This is a genomic window from Bacteroidota bacterium, from assembly GCA_018266755.1.
Taxonomy (GTDB): domain Bacteria; phylum Bacteroidota; class Ignavibacteria; order Palsa-1295; family Palsa-1295; genus JAFDZW01.
On the sequence record JAFDZW010000005.1, the window covers coordinates 1,148,897 to 1,170,026 of the forward strand.

The following is a 21,130-nucleotide window of genomic DNA, read 5'->3' on the forward strand; positions in this document are numbered from 1 at the left end:
TACCCCCCAAATAACATACGAAGGGTGCGAAGTCAGCTACGGACTTCGCACCCTCTCGTGTGACACACGTGAACTCTCTGCTGCGACGAGAGTATCGTTATTGTTTGATCACCAACACATTGAACTGCGCGTTATCGGGGATCGCAACGTTATTCTCGTTGAAGATTTCCCACTTGCTGCGAGTCGTGTTATAGTATACGCCGATCGGGCTGTTATTATAGGTGATATTCGACGGATTAAGCTTCTGCGTCACGAAGAGAAAACAGTTCGGATCGCCGTTGCACATCGCATTGTCCACGTCCGTCCCGTTTGCCGAGAGTTTGTTCGCCGCCGTTGCTGTATGCACGAAGGCAGCTTTGTTCGTACCGCTCAACTGAATAGCGCCATTGCCGATTTGCAGTGCGACGCCGAGCCCGCTCCCCGAGTATCTCGCCGCCACACCGATACCGTTCGGTGAATATACTTCACCGCGGACACCGACGGTTGCTGCGTTCGCATCGGTTGCTATGCCATACACTCCGTATCCTTTGGGCGTTTCGCCATACACGCCCCAGCCGCTGCCTGCTTGGTAACCGATGACACCAATCCCAAGCCCGCCGGTCCCGTTATTGACGCCACGCACACCCGCCGAATAGCCACCCGGCCCTTCGCGAGAAACAAGCCCCACGACGCCGCTTGCACCGGCGCTTGCTCCGGTCCCGTTCGACTTACTTTGTGTTTCGCCGAACACGCCGGTCGACATTCCGGCGGTATCCTGCGAGATACCGTGGATCGCGCTCACACCGTTTGCGCTCGCCGTGGCTCGCACAGCCTCGCCGATACCGACGGTCGACACTTCGAGTGCGTTGGCCGTATTGATCGGGTTAATGATGCGAAACGCCCCGGCGATTCCTGCGCCGCTCATCGCAGCGACACCGACACCGTTCTCGCTGATCGCTTGCAAGCCGCTCGTAAATCCGCCGCCGCGAGCCAGGACACCGGCGTATGCATCCGAACCCCCGTCACTATAGCCCGCAACACCGAAATATCCGGCGCCACCAGAACCCCAAATCGCCGAACCGGTCATCACGCCGATCGTGGAGCCGCCACCGCCAAGACCGACGATCGTGCTGCCGCCGGATCCGGAGTTCGAGACTTGCAAGACAGGATTCGTCCCGTTCGCACCAACGCCCGAGAATGGCAAGTACAGGCTATCCGTCGAGCCGGAGTGCATCGAGACATCCGCACGATTCGCATGCTCGGAGTTCAGAGCATACGGCGCCGGCATGAATGCTGTTCTCGGCGTGAGCTCGGTGGTGCCATCGACCGCGACACCGAGGAAATAGGCATGATCGAACGCCAGGCTGGCCGGCAGCGGGATCGCCGAACCGAGCAGGACGTTGAAAATCCCTTTGACGACGACGACATTCTGCGTTTCGGTGAAGAGTGTCGCTCCGCCGGTCGCTGTCGAATAGATACTGAGCGTAAGGGTGTGATTCCCATCCGGCACAGTTGTGCCATCCGATTGAAGCAAGATCCCCTGATAGGCGATCTGCCGTGGGATTTGGGCCCGAACAATAGTGCCGAACGAGACGAGTGCGACACAAACGATGCAAAGAAAACGCATGTAGCGAGTAAGCATAGCAATCCTTTCTAAACTGTAATGGTGCAGTCTTGGGGAGCCGCTTCTGTAAATGCGTCTGGGAAGTGTCGGTCAAATATACAGCCATTCGGGCGAAAGTGTACCGATTATCTCGGAAGATAATTTCGTGAGGGCGTCTTTGATGCCTGTGGGGCCGATTCTTCCGTATTTTGTTGTTCTTCAATTACATCACTGAACGACCCATGCAGGCACCGTCAGGATACAACCGGGAGGAGTTTATTGCCCGGCTCAAGGCAGCAATGGAATTTGTCGAGCGGCGCGTGATCAACCGCTCCGAAGTCGTCGAGCAGATCTTTCTCGCGTTGCTCGTCGGCGAACACATACTCATCGAAAGCCGAACCGGCGTCGGGAAAACATTGCTCGCCGATCAGGTCTTCGCCATGTTCGACGAAGCCCGCATTTTCAAGGTACAGGCGTCGAAAGAACAACAACCCGATACGTATTTCGGCGGCCTCGATATCGAAGAGCTCAAGAAAGGCCTCATCATTCACAATACCGAAGGTTCGCTGATCGAAAGCGAATTCGGTTTCATCGACGAGATCTTCGACGCAAACGACTACACCCTTCGAGCGCTGCTAACGACACTCAACGAACGCGCCCTGATCCGTGGCTTGCAGCAAAAGCCCGCCGCGATCCACACGGTGATCGCTGCGACCAATTACCTGCGTATCTCGGAAATCACCGAAGCCTTGCTCGACCGATTCCTGTTCAAATCGCTCGTCATCCCCGACAAAGATCCGTTCATGCAGTATCTTATCGGCGAGCAATATCTCAAAGCATCCGGCAAGACGCTCGAGCCGCCGACGAAGGTGCATTACTCCTGGCTGAAATATGCGTCCGGGGTGATCAAAGGGGAATCGCAGGACGAAGAGGTCGCCGTCAGTTCGGAACACCTGTATTTTACGAACCTCGTGATCCGGCATTACGAAGTCCAGCGTAACCGCATGCTGCAGGAGCGGCCACACGAGGAGCGCATCCGTCATAAAGATTATTATATTTCTCCGCGCACACAGGCCAAGTCGCTCGACCTTTTGCGAGCCCTTGCCTTCCTGAAGAACCGGACGTCAGTCGATCTGACGGACGTACAGCGGCTGCACTATATTCTCTGTACCTCCGGCATTGCTGCCGAGAAGGCGTTATTCGTCAAGTCGTATGAGACGCTGAATCACCTCTACGGCGCAAGCGGCGGGTTCGAGCAGCTTGCGCAGCTATTAACGATCGAGTCGCTGTTGCGGAGTCTTAAAGCCGATCCGAAGGCCATCCAGGAACCGATTGCCGAGCTCGAAGGAGTGACGAAAAAACGGTCGATCGTCGAATGGGCAAAAGAAAAATTCGGCTCCGCCGACAAAGACGCTGGGGCAAAACGCCGACAATTCGAAGCGGTCGTTGCTGCCATTCAGCCGCTGACCGAAGACCTCAAACAACTCAAGATTCATATCGAGAAGGAAATCCGCACTGTCTTCGGTTCGCACGACGGCGAACTGACGGCATAAGAGTGGCCGCACGCCGACTCAACTAAGCCCCTCGCTTCGCTGTTGTGTGCTCTCCATGTCGCCAACGAAGCACAGCGATGAATCTGCCATCGAGAAGCCTTGGAAGCTTTCGGACTTCCGTGTGTTTTCCGTAACCGTCGCCGCAGGCGAAACACCGGAACGGCTCGATCATTATCTTTCGCGTGTCATTGCCAACACATCGCGCTCCAAAGTCCGCGAGGCGATCGATTCGTGTGCCGTCTTTATCAACAACAAGATCGAGACACGCGCGGCCTACAAGATCAAAGGCGGTGACGAGATCGAAGTGTTTATTCCGAAGCCACCTCGCCAAAAAGCGGAGGCCGAGGCGATTCCACTCGATATCGTTTTTGAAGACGACGACATCATCGTCATCAATAAACCGGCCGGTATGGTTGTGCATCCGTCGCCGACCACCACGAGCGGCACGCTGCTCAATGCGCTGATGCATCATGTCGAAGGGATTGCCGAACACCTCGACGATCACGAACGCGCCGGTATCGTCCACCGGCTCGATAAAGACACCTCCGGGCTGCTCGTCGTCGCAAAGAATATGTTCTCGCACCGCAAACTCTCGAAGCAGTTCTTCGATCACACGGCGCACCGAGTGTACCAGTGTATTGTCTGGGGACTTCCAAAAAAGCGATTCGGCCGCATCGAGACGCAGATCGGCCGCGATCCGAAAGAGCGCAAGCGCTTCGCCGTTGTACCAGAAGGCGGCAAGACGGCAATCACCGAATATATTGTCATCGAGGAATACGCCGGTTTTTCACTGCTTGAGCTGCGCCTCGAAACCGGCCGCACCCACCAGATCCGCGTGCACATGCAGCACATCGGTCATCCGGTCTTCGGCGACCCAACATACGGCGGCCGCGTGATGCATGTGAAGCGGATCGACGTGCAAGGCTTCAAGCATCGCATCGAGGACATGCTCACGGGCTTCCACCGTCAAGCATTGCATGCCAAGACGCTTCGCCTTTATCATCCCCGCACCGGCGAACTCATGGAATGGACGACCGAACTGCCGGACGATATGATCGCGATCATCAAAGCGCTGAGAAAGCTTTCCAAATAGAATCGAAACGGACATGCCCTCCGTGAGAACATGTCCGCCCGATCTGCATACAACTCTGTGTTACCAGCTAATGATCTGCGAATCGCGAACCGTCGTTGGATACGAAGACGCAGGTGAAGGGTCGAGGTAGCCAGAGAAATTGCGGCCATAACTCTTCTCGATCACTTTTCCACTTTTGAGAACCTGCACAACGGTGTATCCGTAATTCTGTTCGGCCGTCGTAACACCCGTCTCGAGCTTACTACCGCCATTGCCTGCTATGATCTCCCACGTCTTGTTGGTCGGACGGAGAATTGTGTGGACGTGGTTGTGCGCGCAAAGAAATGCTTCGGCACGATTGTTATCGAGCGCATTCCACAGGACATCGCGATTCTCGGGATACTGTCCCAACCCGTCATTCGCCGATCCGGCGCCGAGTTGGTAGTCCCAGGCGTAGGCAGGTTTGTGGCCGATTGCGAAGATGTGCTTGCTTCCCGAAGTCTTTGCAGCAGCGATGTCGGACGCGATCCAATGCGACGCCGGACGCCAGTCTCGCCCGACCGGGTCGGTATTAACGACCACAAAGTGTGCATCCTTAAAATTGAACGAGTATGTGAGTTTGCTCTGATCGGTTTGCAGGCTGTCGGCCCCCCCGATCCCCGGACCATTACTACCAAGGATATATGGCGACATGATAGAAAGCCACTGACGTTCGGCGGCAGCCGTCGCAATCTTTTTGTCATTCTGCGATTCATGGTTTCCGAGCACTGCAACGAGCTGGATGCCGGCCGCTTTCGCTGCAGATGCTTCGTAGAGTGCTCTCCACGCTCCAAGTTCGCTTGCTAACTGCGTCGAATCCTTCGTATAGCCGAGTACCATGTCGCCGGCAAAGAAGAGATAATCCGGTTTCGGATTTAGCGACGCGATCTCCGTCATAGAGCGATTGAACTGGCTGAGGTTTGCCGTGCTCGGATTCGATGTAAAATTTGTATCGGCTTTATCGACACGATTACATCCAAGCACAACAAACGAATATGCGACAGCATTGGAATCGGTCGATGTCGGGGGCGTCGTAGTAGTGGAATCGGATGTGCAGGAAGCTAACAGAAGTGCCATAGCCGCGCCGAGCACGACAGCACCGAACGAAACAATACGTACCATGAGTAACAAGAAATGAGGTGAACGAAATAGAATTGCCCATCAGCAATGGTGGGAGATGCAAAACTACCCGTCCCTCGTTATTTCCCTATTACCACGGTGTTATGAATCGAATACGCGCCGATCCTCGCTTGGGATCGGTCGTAGAAATACGATGGAGACCGTTGATTATTTATCGAGCAACTTCATGACGACGCCCCATTCGCTTTCGCTCACCGGTTGCACGCTCAACCGGGAACCGCGTTGGAGCAGCACCATCTTCTCCAACCCTTTTGTCGTTTTCAGTGCAGCAAGCGTGATCGGGTTCTTCAGTTTCTGTTTGAACTTCACGGTCCGAGAGTACCAGATCGGATTGTCGGGTGTGGACTTCGGGTCGTAGTGATCGTCAGCGGCGTCGAGCGCCGTTGGGTCGGCATGGGCATCGCTTGCAATTTCGCAAATGCCGACAATGCCGATCACATCGCTGCTCGAATGATAGAAGAATGCAAGATCGCCCTTCGACATCAGATCGCGAATCGTGTTACGCGCCTGATAATTGCGCACACCGCCCCAATCGGTCTGTTTGTCGCGTGCCAGATCGTCGATCGAATATGCTGTCGGTTCGGATTTCAAAAGCCAGTAGTTTGCCATCACATTGCATATTAAGGCTAATACTAACGCAGAACACCACTAAGAGTGTTCGAGGGTTGACCGAGACCAACATAAACATCTTCGCTCCTCACCGGATCGAACTCGGTCATCTGGATCACTCTCGGATACGCGCGTGCATAAATACTGTCGCCGGACTTGAATCCGTTACCGAGCAATGAACTGTAGGTAAGGGGAGCTCTAAGCGACCGGATCGTATCGGCGGTTGCACCATACTTGTCTACGCTGAAGCCCGATGCAAAACCATAGCTGTCCGGATCAACCGGATCGAACACAGCGTGTTTCCCGACAAACAGGAGCGCCGGAGATGAAATCGCAAACGGACCGTTGGGGCTGGTATGTCCGAGCAGTACACCATCGTGCAGGGTCACCCGCCCGAACGAATCGACTTCTGACGGCGAGGGTAGGATGACTGCATCAAGCGTAATAGTGAAATCCGGTACCACCGCCAGATAGATAACACCTGCATTGACCACACCACCCCCGAGAAAGACGATGCTCCGAATCCTGCGCGTCGTGTAACCGGGTTTGGTAAATGTCAGCGAGTACGTCCGTGACGGCAAACCGTGGATGATCCACCGGCCGGTCGTATCGGTCTCGGCGCTGAAGTCTGTCCCGTCGCATCGCACCGTCACTCCGGAAGCCTCCGCTACATACTGTCCCTCTCGATCATAGAGGTACACTACGCCAGCCAGATCCCCCGTCAGGGTTGATCCCCCTCCGCCGGAGCCCACCGAATCGCTCGACTTGGAACAGGAACTCGTCACTGCTGCGAGGAAGCAGAGAATAGTTATCACGGTCAGACGCTGCATAGTAGGATCGGATAGCCAATATCGAGACAAATGTACGAACACAATCGGGATCGTGCACGCAAACGGACTATCGATTGATTGCCGACCGATGATCGTGCCCACGTGAATGGCAACCAGTCAACTCCATGGGGTATGCATCGGCAGAAAGAATGCTGGGGGCAGTTTCCGGTGAGGCCATGCGCTAAGTAACACTGCTACGTATATTTGCACGGTCTGTGCACGTCACGGACCGATCAAGTACCCCAGAGACATCCATCGAATGACAATGAAGTTTCCATCGTACCTACTACTCACACTTTGTATTTCCGGCTGCTCCATACTCAAGAGCGAACCTGCCGCGACGGCCGATGCGACACCACCGCCGGGATATAACCCCGTCTATATCACCGGCATCAAGAAGATCACCTCGCCGCCGACCGAGCGCCCGGCATTCTACCTGAGTCGTTCCGAGGCAACCGAACCCAACCGCATCCGTCTGTTCTCGCATATGGTGGATTCTGCCGGAAATTACCTTTCCGGCGCATCGAGCTCGAAACTTCGCTCGATGTGGTGCCGCCTTACGGATGTCTGTGCGGGGCGCACCGATATTATCAAAGATTTCAAACTTCGCGAAGTCTCGGAGAACGACCATATCCCGACAGCAATCGTGCTGGCAATGGATCACTCCGGCTCGATGGGTGAGCCCCGTGCGCTTGCAGTGCAAGAGGCCGCGTCAAAGTTCATCTCCATGAAGATGCCGGAGGATGCATTCGCATTGATCAAGTATGACGGACATATCGGCGTCGAATCGCCGCTCTCCAATGATGGCCAATTGCTGCAATCGCGGCTGCAAAAGACAGGGCTTACCGGGTTTGGAGGGTTCACGGCCATCGGCGATGCGATCGAATCGGGTATCGACCTGCTCGCGAAGACACAAGGATACGACCGCAAAGCGATCGTCGTCTTCACCGACGGAAAGGACAACAGTTCGACGCTGACACGCGACTCGGTCATCCGTAATGCCAGACGCAACGGCGTTATCGTTTGCGCAGTCGATTTTGGCGAGAACATCGATCCGGGATATATGACCGAGGTTGCAAACTCGACCGGAGGCATTCACGAGCAGGTGTATCGCACCGGTGAATTCGAGTCGGTCTTTCAAGACCTCTATCGCAAACTGAAAAACTATTACGTGATCGAATATACGCCGCGCTCCTACGGCCAGCACACGGTCTCGATGAAGCTCTGTCTGCCACGCGATACGGCGATCGCAGAACGCACATTCGATAACTCGCCGAAAGCAGGCGAAGTCGCATTCCTGGATATTACATTCAATGTCGATCAGGCAGACATCCAGCCCGCATCGGAAGAAGCGCTGACAAACGCAGAATATTTGCTCAAAGCATTTCCGACAATGACGGTCGAGGTCCGCGGACACACCGACAACACCGGCGATTCGCAACATAACAAGACGCTCTCCGAACGACGCGCACAGGCTGTTCGCGCTGCCCTCGTCAAGCGCGGCGTCGCCGCAAATCGTATCGTTGCGAAAGGCTTCGGAGACTCGATGCCGATCGCGGATAACTCCACCGAAGACGGCAGAGCTCGCAATCGGCGAACGGAATTCGTGATCCTGACACAGTAAAAAGAAGCTCGAATCTATCGAACGATCACCAGCGGCAGTACGACGACTGCCGATCCGTTCACGATGCGGACGAAATAATTTGCGGATGGCAGGTCCGCAATATCAAGAATCAGCGGCGCATCGGTACCGATGATTCCTTCCTTGCGCGAATGAACACTCCCGAGACCGTCCACGACGTCGATCACGACATATCCGTTCGACGTAGAATGGACTTCGGCGATGTTCGTTGCCGGGTTCGGTCGAACGGTGAATTGAGGAAGAACCTGATGGTGTAAGAACCGCGATACAATCCCAACCCCGCACCCACCGATAATCGATACGGCGGCTCTGGCCGAATCTGCAACGGTGAACGCGCACGGGACGAACGTCCCCACTACCGATACCGAGTCGAACCATACTCGAGGTGTCATGATCGTGTCGGCAAAGACATTGAAATCGGCTGTGCAGATCGTCCCCGAGGTTGCTCCTTGTATCCGCAATTTTGCACGGCCCGACCACGACTCGCTAGCGAGATCAACGGAGGTTCCACTCGCAGCATACGAACCGAGATAGTCGAGATCGGCAGTGACATCATAATGCAGTACCGCTTCGATCGTTTGCGATGAAGATAACCCGGAGAGCGTAAGCGGGACATGGATCGTCGAGCCAAGAACGCCGACGCTCTGGTCCGTCGTCGAAAGAGTGAGCACTTGTTGAGATCCTCCAACGCCGTGTAATGGCACGACAAGGGTAGATCCGTTCGAGAACTGAATCACATAGTTCGCATCGCGTGCGCCTCCTCCGGAGGGAGAAAATCGTATCAACGCGGAGTCCTGGACGGCAATCGAATCGGCGACACCCTGCAACAGGGTGTAGTCGGCCGACGCAGGGCCGACGATCGATTGCGAGACGACACGCGCGCTGGGGCAGCCGGTTGCCACTACCGCGAAACGTTGCACGATCGGTGAGTCGCACGGGAACAGCGTATCCTGTGCGAATGCCACAGTGGGAGCGATCGACGAAGCGAATGGGGTTTCGACACCGACATCTTCCAGCGTGATCGTCACCAGCGTCCCGTCGGAAAATGTCAGGACGATCGCACCACGAGCGAGACCTCCCTGTGTGGGTGTGAACCGAACGACGAGGGAATCGAGATCGCCAACCGAATCCCGCATGATTTGGACGAGACGATACGACGGGTCGCCGGACAATTGCTGAAGTATAATATGCGGCTGCGGACATCCATTACCCGTAAGATAAATCGTCCGATCGAACGGCGGATCGCAGATGCGTATTGTATCGCGCAAGACTGACGGACTGGCCTCAGCCCCGAACGAATTCGCAACCCCAAACCCATTGAGCGGAATGCTAATCTTCGAACCGTCGTCGAACACGATCTCGTACGTCGCGCTGCGCAGACCGAGTCCATGAAGTGTGAAGCGCACCACCGCCGAATCCAATACTCCGATCGAATCCGGCACGGGTTGAACGAGAGTGTAGTCACCTGGCTGCGCGCCGACGATCTGCTGACTGACAATTTTCGGCACCCTGCATCCTCCGGCATGAAACCGAAAAACCCGTGTGAGTGCGCTATCGCAAAGTGTTAGTGAATCGGTCAATGCTGCCGGTGAGTATGTTCGAGTATATCCGCCAGGCGTGGTGAACGAGTTTAAGGGGATGCGCACTATGGTGCTGTCGGAAAAGACCACCTCGTAGGTTGCGCTTCCGGCTCCGCTTGAGCTCGGACGGAAATCGATCTCGGCATAGTTTGCAACACCGAGCGAGTCGGGTGCCGGAGTAACAAGGGTGTAATTCCCGCTGCCAATAATACGCTGCGAGACGATATGCGGCATGAAGCAACCCTTCACCGAAAAGATGACACGATGCGTTACAGGCGAATCGCAGAGTGTAAGCGAATCGGTGATCGAAGCGGGCGAGGCCGTGCAGATGAACGGCACTCCCCTGCCATTCCCATTCAACGAGACCAGTTGTGTGCTGCCGTCATCTGCCGTGAGCAGCAGTGTTGCCGGAAGTTGGCCGTGAATGCCTGTCGGGGTAAGCGTTACGACTACCGAATCCGATGTTGCAAGCCATGCACTGTAGGAAGCGGCATCCTGACCATACACACTGACACTCTTCAACTTGACGGGCAGACACCCGGTATATCCGCACGTCAACATTCGAACGATGCTATCGGAGCAATCGACGACGGTATCTCCATCGAACAAGGAAGCGACGCTTGGCGAGAGCGTACCCGCGTTCGGGACTCGTCTGATCGAATCGTTGCCGCTGTTAGTCGTACGCCAACAATTCCCGTTGGCGTCTACCGCAAAGACGGTGTTGTCGTTCTTCGTACATACAAGATGCGCATCGATGATTCCCGACGGTCCGCCGATCTTCTTCCATGTTCGCCCATGATCGAGCGATCGAAGCAGTCCGTCGAGCGTCTCGGGTGTGGTCTGCACATAAAGCGTGCCGCCAAGCGAGTTCGTTATGCAGCCGGTGTAGTACGTGATGTCGCTGTAGGCCACCTGTGGAAATGTCAAGCCATTATCGAACGAGTAGTGGAGGCGGCTGCGCAAGTCGCTTTCCGGTGCTGCCGTTCCTTCGTTGACGATATTGAACTGCCCCCAATTACACGAGTCGAGCGCGAAGCTATAACAATCGTAGGTATAGCCGCCGGCCGATGTGGTCCACGTCAGGCCATAATCCGACGACCACAAGACACGAGAACCAGTCGAACCGTTGAGCTTGATGATATAGATAGTATGGTTTGCATGACGCACGAGCAGATTCGTGAGGTCACCGTTGTATGGCGGGACGATGCGATTCCATGTCGTGCCGCCATCTTGCGTCACCCACACAATCCCCGCGCCGGTTGCGACAGCGATGATATAGGGCGACGACACAAATTTCGCTTGCGTCCAGAATGAATCCGGCAGATTTGCCGCCGACCAGTTCGCTCCACCATCACGCGTTATATATGGCCCGAAATAATGGCTGAGGACGACACCGTTGAGACTATCATAAAAGTCAACATCGAGTGTCTTGGCCGCTGCAAGTGGAAAGTTAACAGTATGGGTTATCCACGTGACACCGTCGTCGGAACTCTCCATTACTGTATTCTGCGACGTGGCATAGACCCTGCCTGCACAATAGGCGATGGCACCATCGAACGACTGGTCGAGTGTCAGCAGGCCGGACTTCATGAGCTGCCACTGTGCCTCTGCGGGACCGGCGAAGACCGATAGGAAATAGAGTACAACAACCACCCACAGACGGTGGTAGCATTTACTGCTCATCACATGATATTTCTCATGCATTCTGTGCTGTTGGTACCTCCAGATCAAACAAGAACGTCCGTCAGAGTACTCCGCAAGTATCTCGCCTCTCCTCGTCGGTAAGACACATCGGCCGGGATAAATGTGACAAAGCGGGAGCGCCATCCGACGCCCCCGCCTTGTCGTAACGATTCACGCCGGGTTTAGAACCCCTTGATCTTGGCTGCTTTCTTATAGACCAGCATTACTGCTGCCCAGCCGACAAGGATGAAAATGCTCGTGATTCCCCAGTCACAATTGCTTGCCATCGGCGCATGGTGCGAATTGATCATCGCCCACACAAGCGGGACGGACATATATGTGTTATGCTTCGAGCGCGAACCGGCAAGCGCGACAACGGATGCGTCGGCAGGATTACCCGTCTTCACGCCGTTGATGATCTTCTGCTGCGATGGCCAAATACGGTACCACACATTGTAGGCCATGGTCGTCCCGAACATTGCGCCCATGTAGATAACCATCCCCCGATAGCCGAACCCACAGACGGTCTCCATGACCCACAATACCGCGACGACAAGCACGAACATGATCGCGGTGAATACTTTGGGGTTCTTCGCCAACGGGCTCTTGGCGAGCGCATCGTAAATAAACGGAGCAAGGATAAAGCTCCAGAGCACGACGATGCTGCCGGCAGAACCGCCGGACGTATTCGCCAGAAAGACGTTGCCCGACTCAAACACGAAATAGATCAGCAGCACGCCGGTGATCCACGTGTAGGCAGCTCCCCAACGAAACCAGTACAGCGCTCGGGGCATGAGCTCCGGCACGACCTTCTTCTTCGTGTCGCCGTCCATCGTCCCCGCAAATGGGCCGTTGACAAAATTAAAGAAGTACAGCAGGCCGATCCAGAGGATACCCGCAGCAATATGGGTCCAACGCGAGAGAATGGATAGATAATCGACGAATTGCATAATGACTGTGTGTTTTGGGTGAAAAATCGATCCGATGATGTAGTGTTGCAAATATATGAATATTTCCCCTCGGTGCAACTACTTCCCTATGATGATTTCCCTCTATTAACAGACAGAGCCCAACAACGGGAAGAAGGTCAGTTCGGCGCGATGCTTGCGGCGGCGTGTACGATATCCTTCACTTCAAGAATACGCTGCGGATAACCATGCAACGTCACGGCAAGCATCGCATCGCCAATCTCGCGAAGCGAGCAGATCATCGAACGAGCAAATAGCCGCAAGATCGGCACGAGCCAACGCAAGTAGCGATAGAGTGTCAATGTATTATGCAGTCCAGGCGTGGCTTGGATGAACCCGGGTCGAAACAGAAACACTGCTTTGAACGGCAGCGCTGCCAGGTCATTCTCGGTCTTGCCTTTTACACGCGCCCACATCAACCGTCCGTGTTCCGAGCTGTCGGTTCCGGCGCCGGAGATGTAGCAGAATGTCATTGCGGGCGACTCTTCGACGAGCGTTCGGGCGAAGTTCAGCGTAAGATCGTATGTTACCCGTCGATAGTCGGCCTCCTTCATTCCAATCGACGACGTACCGAGGCAGAAGTAGCAGGCATCGTAGCCGGCAAGCTGCGAGCGAATCTGCGAGAGATCGAACAAGTCCGGGATAAGAATCTCTTTCAGTTTGGGATGCACCGTTCCACAGGCGCGGCGCCCAACGACGAGTACCTGTTCGACCTCCGGACGTTGCAGGCATTCGAACATTACTCCCTCGCCCACCATCCCGCTTGCGCCGGTTACGATCACTCGCAGTCCCATGTGTCACTTCGTATTATGATGAGGAAAATACCGAGAATAAAATTGCTGCACCTGAAATCCGAACAGATTCGTCCCGGACTGCGCCGCATATTCGGTGGCGATTTTGCTCGCGCGCTTCGGGTCGTGATCGACACACCGGATGAGCTTCAGCAACGTATCGAGGAACAGGAGTGCTCTTCGCTCACCGGTGTGGTAGCCGTTGGTCCGAGCGAAGCGGATGTGTTTCATAAGTGCGGTCTCGCTCGCGATATGGTCTCCGCGCATCGCAGTAAGATATGCATCGTAACATCGCAGCGCTAGCGCATTCGCGCTGATCTGCTTTCGGCCGCTGCTGAATATGTATCCCCGATGAAGGTGCTGTTGCGCTTCGTCAAGTTCGCCGAGATAAATATGATAAATCACGAGCAGCGTTGAATACGTAAGCGCCGCTTCGCGCGGCAACAACTGAAGATCGTGAGGGAAATGCGATTCGATAAACTGTTTGACCCACTTGCGATCTCCTTCACGGAGGATCCGCGGCAGAAAACGACCGATCTGGTACACCGACGGACCGAGTGTCTCGCAAGTCAGTGTCAGAAATCGTTGGAGTTCTTTCACGCTGACACCGTCGTTGCCTTCGAGTTGGAGCCGACACTCCATGACATACGGCTCGGCAAGCAGCGAAAATACTTTTGGGCGAGATCTGACTAACTCCATAGCCTCTCGTGCGTAGTGCCGTGCATCCGGTTTACCCGAGTGTCGGCTGCTATCGAGCATCAATCGATCGACGGCTAAGAACGCCGTAACAGGATCGTCGCTGTTGCGGGCCTCGGCATATATTCCCTCTAACCCGATGCGAGCGGCTGCATGACGTGTGCCATCATAATGCTGCGATCCGGTTCGACGAAGCTCATCTATCAGATCGAAAGTCCGCAATAGCCTCGACGATTCGGATTCGTTCAACATTGCCGCATACTCCAGGGAACACCGCTCAACGTGGGTTCGCACCCGATCCCCGTTCTTGCTGTCAAGCAAAAAGAATTGGGCCATCACGATCACGTCGGCATAAAAGCGCTTGAGGCCGGCGGGATCGGATCGAAGCGCGGTCTCCTGAGCGCGGAGTACCCTCACGAAGTGCCGGAAGAGTTGTTTGTTGCCGAGATACATCAACAGATGGGTGCCGCCAGCAGAGACGATATCCCGGTAGCATGCATCGAGGATCTCGCCGACGACTTGATCGAGCCGACCGGCCGATGCACTACCCCGCGGACTCCGCGCAACCGCCGACGATCCTCCCCGGGCCTTGCTTCGAAGCAGCCGTAGGAAGATCGTCCGCTTATTGCCGCGAAATTGGAGCGGTCGCAACCGTTTTCGCTCCGATCGGCTAAGCGAATAAATAAATTCTTCCAGTAAGCGCATAAAAAATTGCAACCCCCATGATGAGCTAAAATACGAATATGTAGCTCGTTTTCCAAGAGAGGTATGAGATCGTGGCGTAGCGCTCCGGCGCATCGGGGCAGACAAATTGAGGCAGGGGTAAAAATACGGAAGCCTCTGATCGCATCAGAGGCCTCCTGCCACGGGTTAATCGCAATACACATACATACTCAATATGTGCTTACTTGAGAACGGTTATAAAGCAAACTTCTGTATGTAAAAATACATGACGACGGGGGAAACCGCAAGCCTAATTTTGAGCAGATTTCTACGTTATTTCAGCCTAATTAGTTATGATTGAATTGCTTGTGTGCCCAAGAGCAGATGAAAGCTGTAATTTTATAACGACAAGAACTATGGGACACAAACGAAAGCCCCTCGTGGCTGAGGGGCTTTGCATCGTTGCTACGCTCGTGGCGGCCGTACACTCTGGGGATACTGTGCACCAACCGACTGCATAGGAGTTTGGGGATGCAAATTTATGCATCCCATGGGTTCCGAACAAAGTCATGTTTCGGAAACAACTTCATGTGATGCAGGCCTAACTTCTGAAATAACAATACGTTTCTATCTATTCCCCGAGATACGTCCCCAACGATGGAATGCCGGGATCTGCACGTCGGTTATATTGCGAGCACATCTCCAATAAATCAATACAATCGCGCACTTCGATATGGCAATGTCTCCGGAGCACCCAATGATACACAACATCAGGCAAACCCTCCTCAACCAATACGAAGCTTCGCTCAACATGCTCAAACACAGTCTCGCCGCCTGTCCTGCCCAGCACTGGGACGCCAAGGTGGGCCATAGCACGATCCGACAGGATGCATATCACGCGCTCTTTTGGTGTTCGTACTACCTTACTCGCCACGAAGATCAATACCAGCCGAGCGAATACCACAAACGAGGCGGCAACGAACTCGAACCTGTTATCAGCACCGGCCTTGAAAAAGAAGACACGCTACGGTTCATCGAGGATACGCACGACCGTATCGTCCGCACAATCGCCGATGAGACCGAGGGGTCAATGTCGGGCGACTGCGGCTTCCCGTCCATCTTTCGAAATTCGCCGTTGTCACGGCTCGAACTGCATGTGTATAACATCCGACACCTGCAACATCACGTCGGGCAAATAAACATCACACTTCGCCACATCTCCGATGCGGAAGGGCTCGATCTGAAGCTGCCCTGGGTCGGCCCGGGGTGGGGGTGAGGGTCGGATCATTCAGACCGAGCGAGAATGGTAACTCAACCACTCCTCTCGGGTGATCGCATACCATGTTTCGAGGTGGCCGTGATAGTCGAACTCATTCACGAATCGCATTCCGCTTTTCTCCAAGACTCGGCGGGAAGCGGCGTTGCCAAGTGTGGTTGTAGCGTAGATGGCGTCGAGGTGGAGTGTTTCGAACCAATGACGCAGCGAAGCTGTAGCCGCTTCGGTGGCATATCCTTTCCCCCAATGCTGCCAAAGGAAGCGGTAGCCGAGTGAATGATAGTACTCGTGTCCGTTGCGATGCTCGTGGACGATTCGCAGCCCGCTAATGCCAAGGAATTCCCCACTATCTCGTTCGATCACTGCCCACCGTGCGATACCGTCACGCTGCCGCTGATGCTGCATTGCAATGATCTCCGTCTCGGCAGCCGCGAGGTTCAGCATTGGCGCAGAATGCATGTGGCGCATTACCTCCGGATCGGAATCGAGCTGGAATAATGCGTCGGCATCGGATGCAAGTATCTCCCGGAGGACGAGTCGGTCTGTTTCGACGGCATAGATCATACAGCAGGACAGAACTCCGATCATAGAAGAATAAGCCCCGATGACGGGTCACAATCGAACATCTCCGGTAGTAGATGGTGCAACTATTCAGACGAGCGAGTGTTGCCCCATCAGATTCCATCGTCTCCATGCAAGCATCATCAATGGGCCATTTACTCCTACAGTGTTGTATACTACTTGTCTCACTGGTCCCTTGTGCGACTCCAGGTTTTGCTCAATGGCAGTCAACGAGTGGACCAGCAGGCGGCGAAATGAAGCGGTTCGCAGCATCCGGGTCGTATCTGCTCGTTGCCTCTGAGAAAGCAGTACACACCTCAAGCGATGGCGGGAACACGTGGACCGTGACTAGCCCCTCACCGGACGGGTTTACTATCAACTGCATCGCCGCTGTCGGTGGAACGTGCTATCTTGGTACCGATCGAGGACTGTTTCTTTCGCTTGACAACGGGGCGACGTGGCAGCCCTCGACATTGCAGAGCATCATCGTGCGGGAGCTGGCATCACGGCGGGGTTCACTCTACGCATTGTGCACCGATGTTTCCCACTCCAACAGCGACGACGGTGAAGTCCGACGTTCAGACGATGGCGGCAAAACGTGGGTCCCCGACTTTCCCGGTCTTAACCACGTCCGGGTCACCCAGATGGTCGAAACACAGGGCGTGCTCGTTGCCGCCACATTCAATAAGGGAGTCTACCGGTCATTCGATGCAGGAAGTACCTGGCAACGATGCACTACAGGATTGGATACCAGTTTCGGTGAGTACATGGGCCATCTGGTGGTCGATGGTAACCGAATGCTGACGGCGGCGAGAAGCGGGCCATGGGGAGTTCTTGAGTCAACAGATATTGGCCTGTCGTGGCACGTACTCGCGCTTGGTGACAAGGCAGTGAACTCAATCTTCCAAGCCAACACGTCGTTGTTCGCGATCAGAAGCGACGGACTCTTCCGATCTTCGGACCACGGCGCCACATGGCAGAAAACACAAGCCGACAGTGCACTCCAGTTACCAAATGACATGAACGACTACGGCAACCAGATCCTCTCCGCGGTTCGTGATGCAGTATTCCGATCGGCAGACGGGGGGATGACATGGGATCCATCGTCAACCGGGATCGCCGAGTCCAGCGTATGGGATCTGCTTCCGTGGAAGGACGGAATGCTGGCCTTTGTATGGGATCGTGGTGCTCAACACTCGACCGACCATGGCATAACATGGAGTCGATACTACATTCCATACCTCTACGGTCACCTGCTCTTTGTGTATCCCGGAAACCAGCGAAACGGGCTGATCCTTGCGCTCGACAATGGGGTGCTTATTCGGACGTTCGATTCAACGACGTGGGAAGAAATCACGCCCCGAGTGTTCGGTTGGGTGTCCGGTTCGACCACAGGCCTCGTCGAACATAACGATAAGCTGTACTTCTCTTGCTACAAGGGAATTGCGGTCAGCTCCGATCATGGTGCCACGTGGAAGGACATCACGACAACTCTTGCATCCTAATCTTCCTTCTTGCAGCGTGGTGCTTGGATGTGATCAATCCATTAACGTTGACGTCGCACGTCCACATTACCGATTCCGACTTGCAGACGATGGAAGCTGGGTACCAAACTCGGCTACGACCTCGACCGGTCTTCAACTCTTTCGGGAGTATACAAGACCTCCATATCCCGTCGTTGTTCGCTCCGGGCTCGTGGATGTTCTTGACTGTGCAGGTGCAACGGACACACTCTTGCAGCTAAGCGGTAACTCGTATTGGTTTTGCGACGCAAGCCCAGATCTGTTTGTCATGGCCGACAGCGGCTTATTCAGGTCCACAGACCGAGGCGTCACGTGGACCAGAAGTTATGATACGCTGCCGATCGGAATTCATTCTGCACGGCTGGCACGGTTCATGGATGGATGGTTATTCGCGGGAGTACCGGGCATGGGTGTCTGGAGGCTCAACATCTCAGGCCATGATGACGGATCACCTACTCCCACCCCGCCGCCGTCGTTTACCAGTTCGCTTCAGGGCGACCCGGCGTCAACGTCTTTCCAACTGACAGTAAGTTGCCACGATCCTGGCACTGTCTCGGTCCGGGCCTACGACATTGACGGCCGGTTGCAGGCCGACATCGCCGAACAGTCATTCAGCGCGGGTGACCATGTGCTGAAAGTGGATGTCAGTCGTTGGCCCCCGGGACGGTATCAGATCGTGGCACGTGCGGGTTCGAACCTCTCATCGAACGGATTGATCGTAGTGCACGACCGCTAACAAAAAAGGCCGATCATGCTGATCGGCCTTCCTTGACAGATTGGTATCTCCCTGCCTCAGGTGCCTGCAGCGTAGTCCATTGCGTATGCGATCTGCTCTTCGGTGAGCACATCGATCTTGACGCCGTTGGTTGCGAGCTTGACACCGGCGATCTCCTGATCCTGTTCGACCGGGATATCATAGACCTTCCCGCGCTCCATGATCTCCTCACCCTTGTCCACCTTCACCAGGCGGAGCTGCGACATGAACTGGTTCGCGAAGCTCATGTCCATCACCTCGGACGGGTGTCCTTCGGCGGCAGCCAGGTTCACGAGGCGGCCCTGTGCGAGCAGGTACACGCGGCGGTTACCGCTCAAGATATACTCTTCGCAGTTCGCACGGATCGTGCGCTTGGTTGCGGCGCGGTCCTCGAGATCCGGAATATTGATCTCGCAGTCATAGTGACCGGTGTTGCAGAAGATCGCGCCGTCCTTCATCGAATCGAAGTGGCGGCCGACGAGAATATCCTTCACACCGGTGGCGGTGATGAAGATATCGCCGATCTTCGCAGCTTCGTCCATCGGCATGACCTGCATGCCTTCGAGCGTTGCCTTCAGCGCAGCGGTCGGCTTGATTTCGGTGACGATCACGTTCGCGCCCATGCCCTTCGCGCGGGTCGCGACGCCCTTGCCGCAGTGGCCGTAGCCTGCGACGACGACGTTCTTGCCAGCCAGCAGCACGCTCGTGGCGCGGATGACACCGTCGAGTGTCGATTGGCCCGTACCGTAGACGTTATCGAAATCCCACTTGGTCTCGGCATCGTTGACGGCAACGACCGGATACATGAGCTTGCCGTCGTCCGCCATTGCGCGCAGACGGTGCACACCTGTCGTGGTCTCTTCGGTACCGCCGATGATACCAGCAGCGAGTTCGGGATACTTGTTGTGGACGGTAAAGATGAGGTCGGCGCCGTCATCGAGCGTCAGGTTCGGCTTGAAGTCGAGCGTACGGTCGATGCACCAGTAGAATTCTTCGACATTCATGCCATACCAGGCGAAGATCTGGGTACGACCGCCGACCGCGAGCGCTGCGGCAACTTCGTCGTTGGTCGAAAGAGGGTTGCAACCGCTCCACGACACCTCGGCGCCGGCGGCGGCGAGCGTCTCGATCAGCACGGCGGTCTCCTTCGTGACATGCAAGCATCCGGCGATCTTGTACCCGGCGAGCGGCTTGGTCTTGGAATACTTCTCGCGAAGCGCCATCAAGACCGGCATGCGGCTCTCGGCCCATTCGATCTGACGACGACCGGCATCGGCCAGCTTCAGGTCACGAACTTTATATTGTCCCTTCTTCTCGTCCATTAGTGTATCCTTGAGAAAATAGTAGTGGAATGATATAGTCCTACGTAAATCGGGCGTATAACAGATTGGGGATGGGGTTCGTTCAAGATGGTGTGCAGTGAATAATTTGATCCCTGTCCGACTGAGTTATCAACTTGCCAATCCTCTGCCAATCACTACGTATGAATACATTACTGCGCTTGGTCCCGGAATATCAATAGAAACGGTATTCGGCAAATTATGTAAATAAGTCAAAGTCAGAAAACAGTTTAAAAAACATTAGTCAATAATTTGGAATATCCCCACAGTATGCGTATATTTAGAATATTGCCTTGGCATAATGATGGAGCGGCAGCCCACGATGTAGGAGTGCCCGCCATCAAAGTTTTTACCCCAGATACTTGCAGTATACCTCGCGAGCGATCAGGATACAAAAGGCGGTTTGCCGAAAAGCCTTGATAGAGTAGGCATACCTTATATTTCCACAACTTAATCAACGTAACTATGATGAATTGGCCAAAAACAATCGCACTGTCCGAGTTGGACAAGCTGAAAATCGAGTGCGCACATGACCAGGGACTACGCGACCGAATGGTGAAGAACCCGGCCGCGGTCCTTCAGGAGCGTGGGATCGAAGTACCAGCCGGCGTCAAGGTGAACGTGGTGCAAGATGCAGAGAACACGCACACGATCACCCTGCCGCCATACGTGGGTAGCGACCTCGCCGCAGCGACCATGGCAAAGGCATCGAATAGCGGTACATGGTGGTGTACAACATGCACCGCCACGACACCGATCTGTGCCGGGTCCTTGGCATCGCTAACCTGCATCTGAGCGTACGTAGTCTGTCACGCACGAACAGGTAAT

Annotated in this window: 17 protein-coding genes; 7 read left to right on the forward strand and 10 right to left on the reverse strand. The window is 54.9% G+C overall.

Features of this window, described 5'->3' with window-relative positions; translation table 11 throughout:
* Positions 1–97 precede the first annotated feature (97 nt).
* Positions 98–1,621, reverse strand: coding sequence for a hypothetical protein (locus JSS75_09535; GenBank protein ID MBS1903934.1), 1,524 nt, complete (start codon positions 1,619–1,621; stop codon positions 98–100).
* Positions 1,622–1,824: 203 nt separating this feature from the next.
* On the opposite strand from JSS75_09535, the gene JSS75_09540 reads away from it, so the two are divergent.
* Both JSS75_09540 and JSS75_09545 read left to right on the forward strand, forming a co-directional pair.
* A complete protein-coding gene (locus JSS75_09540; protein MBS1903935.1) occupies positions 1,825–3,135 on the forward strand; it encodes a MoxR family ATPase in 1,311 nt (436 codons plus the stop codon).
* A gap of 55 nt (positions 3,136–3,190) precedes the next feature.
* Positions 3,191–4,228, forward strand: coding sequence for an RluA family pseudouridine synthase (locus JSS75_09545; protein ID MBS1903936.1), 1,038 nt, complete (start codon positions 3,191–3,193; stop codon positions 4,226–4,228).
* A 60-nt stretch (positions 4,229–4,288) separates the two neighbouring features.
* Here the strand turns inward: JSS75_09545 and JSS75_09550 are convergent, their stop codons facing one another.
* The 3 genes from JSS75_09550 to JSS75_09560 form a co-directional block, all read right to left on the reverse strand.
* Positions 4,289–5,368: a metallophosphoesterase gene (locus JSS75_09550; GenBank protein ID MBS1903937.1), complete on the reverse strand. Its 1,080-nt coding sequence runs from the start codon at positions 5,366–5,368 to the stop codon at positions 4,289–4,291.
* Positions 5,369–5,533: 165 nt separating this feature from the next.
* Positions 5,534–5,995, reverse strand: a complete 462-nt coding sequence (locus JSS75_09555) for an EVE domain-containing protein (GenBank protein ID MBS1903938.1) — start codon at positions 5,993–5,995, stop codon at positions 5,534–5,536.
* A gap of 23 nt (positions 5,996–6,018) precedes the next feature.
* A complete protein-coding gene (locus JSS75_09560) occupies positions 6,019–6,825 on the reverse strand; it encodes a carboxypeptidase regulatory-like domain-containing protein (protein ID MBS1903939.1) in 807 nt (268 codons plus the stop codon).
* Between the two features lie 265 nt (positions 6,826–7,090).
* Between JSS75_09560 and JSS75_09565 the strand changes: the two genes are divergently transcribed.
* Positions 7,091–8,449: an OmpA family protein gene (locus tag JSS75_09565; protein MBS1903940.1), complete on the forward strand. Its 1,359-nt coding sequence runs from the start codon at positions 7,091–7,093 to the stop codon at positions 8,447–8,449.
* Positions 8,450–8,463: 14 nt separating this feature from the next.
* On the opposite strand, the gene JSS75_09570 is transcribed toward JSS75_09565, so the two are convergent.
* The 4 genes from JSS75_09570 to JSS75_09585 form a co-directional block, all read right to left on the reverse strand.
* Entirely contained in the window at positions 8,464–11,751 is a 3,288-nt protein-coding gene (locus JSS75_09570) for a hypothetical protein (GenBank protein MBS1903941.1), read from the reverse strand.
* 161 nt (positions 11,752–11,912) lie between these two features.
* Positions 11,913–12,680, reverse strand: a complete 768-nt coding sequence (locus JSS75_09575; GenBank protein ID MBS1903942.1) for a urate hydroxylase PuuD — start codon at positions 12,678–12,680, stop codon at positions 11,913–11,915.
* 137 nt (positions 12,681–12,817) lie between these two features.
* On the reverse strand, positions 12,818–13,492 hold the full coding sequence (locus JSS75_09580; protein MBS1903943.1) for an NAD-dependent epimerase/dehydratase family protein: 675 nt from the start codon (positions 13,490–13,492) through the stop codon (positions 12,818–12,820).
* 3 nt (positions 13,493–13,495) lie between these two features.
* A complete protein-coding gene (locus tag JSS75_09585) occupies positions 13,496–14,890 on the reverse strand; it encodes a hypothetical protein (protein MBS1903944.1) in 1,395 nt (464 codons plus the stop codon).
* A 769-nt stretch (positions 14,891–15,659) separates the two neighbouring features.
* Between JSS75_09585 and JSS75_09590 the strand changes: the two genes are divergently transcribed.
* Positions 15,660–16,124 (forward strand): DinB family protein, encoded by a 465-nt coding sequence (locus JSS75_09590; protein MBS1903945.1) that lies wholly within the window; start codon positions 15,660–15,662, stop codon positions 16,122–16,124.
* Positions 16,125–16,136: 12 nt separating this feature from the next.
* Here JSS75_09590 and JSS75_09595 read toward each other — a convergent pair whose 3' ends face one another.
* Positions 16,137–16,712, reverse strand: coding sequence for a GNAT family N-acetyltransferase (locus tag JSS75_09595; GenBank protein MBS1903946.1), 576 nt, complete (start codon positions 16,710–16,712; stop codon positions 16,137–16,139).
* Between the two features lie 227 nt (positions 16,713–16,939).
* Between JSS75_09595 and JSS75_09600 the strand changes: the two genes are divergently transcribed.
* Positions 16,940–18,190 (forward strand): hypothetical protein, encoded by a 1,251-nt coding sequence (locus tag JSS75_09600; GenBank protein ID MBS1903947.1) that lies wholly within the window; start codon positions 16,940–16,942, stop codon positions 18,188–18,190.
* Between the two features lie 190 nt (positions 18,191–18,380).
* Positions 18,381–18,944: a hypothetical protein gene (locus JSS75_09605; GenBank protein MBS1903948.1), complete on the forward strand. Its 564-nt coding sequence runs from the start codon at positions 18,381–18,383 to the stop codon at positions 18,942–18,944.
* Between the two features lie 56 nt (positions 18,945–19,000).
* Here the strand turns inward: JSS75_09605 and JSS75_09610 are convergent, their stop codons facing one another.
* Complete coding sequence (locus JSS75_09610) at positions 19,001–20,284, reverse strand: adenosylhomocysteinase (protein ID MBS1903949.1); 1,284 nt, start codon at positions 20,282–20,284, stop codon at positions 19,001–19,003.
* Positions 20,285–20,803: 519 nt separating this feature from the next.
* On the opposite strand from JSS75_09610, the gene JSS75_09615 reads away from it, so the two are divergent.
* Positions 20,804–21,097, forward strand: coding sequence for a hypothetical protein (locus JSS75_09615; protein ID MBS1903950.1), 294 nt, complete (start codon positions 20,804–20,806; stop codon positions 21,095–21,097).
* Positions 21,098–21,130: the final 33 nt, after the last annotated feature.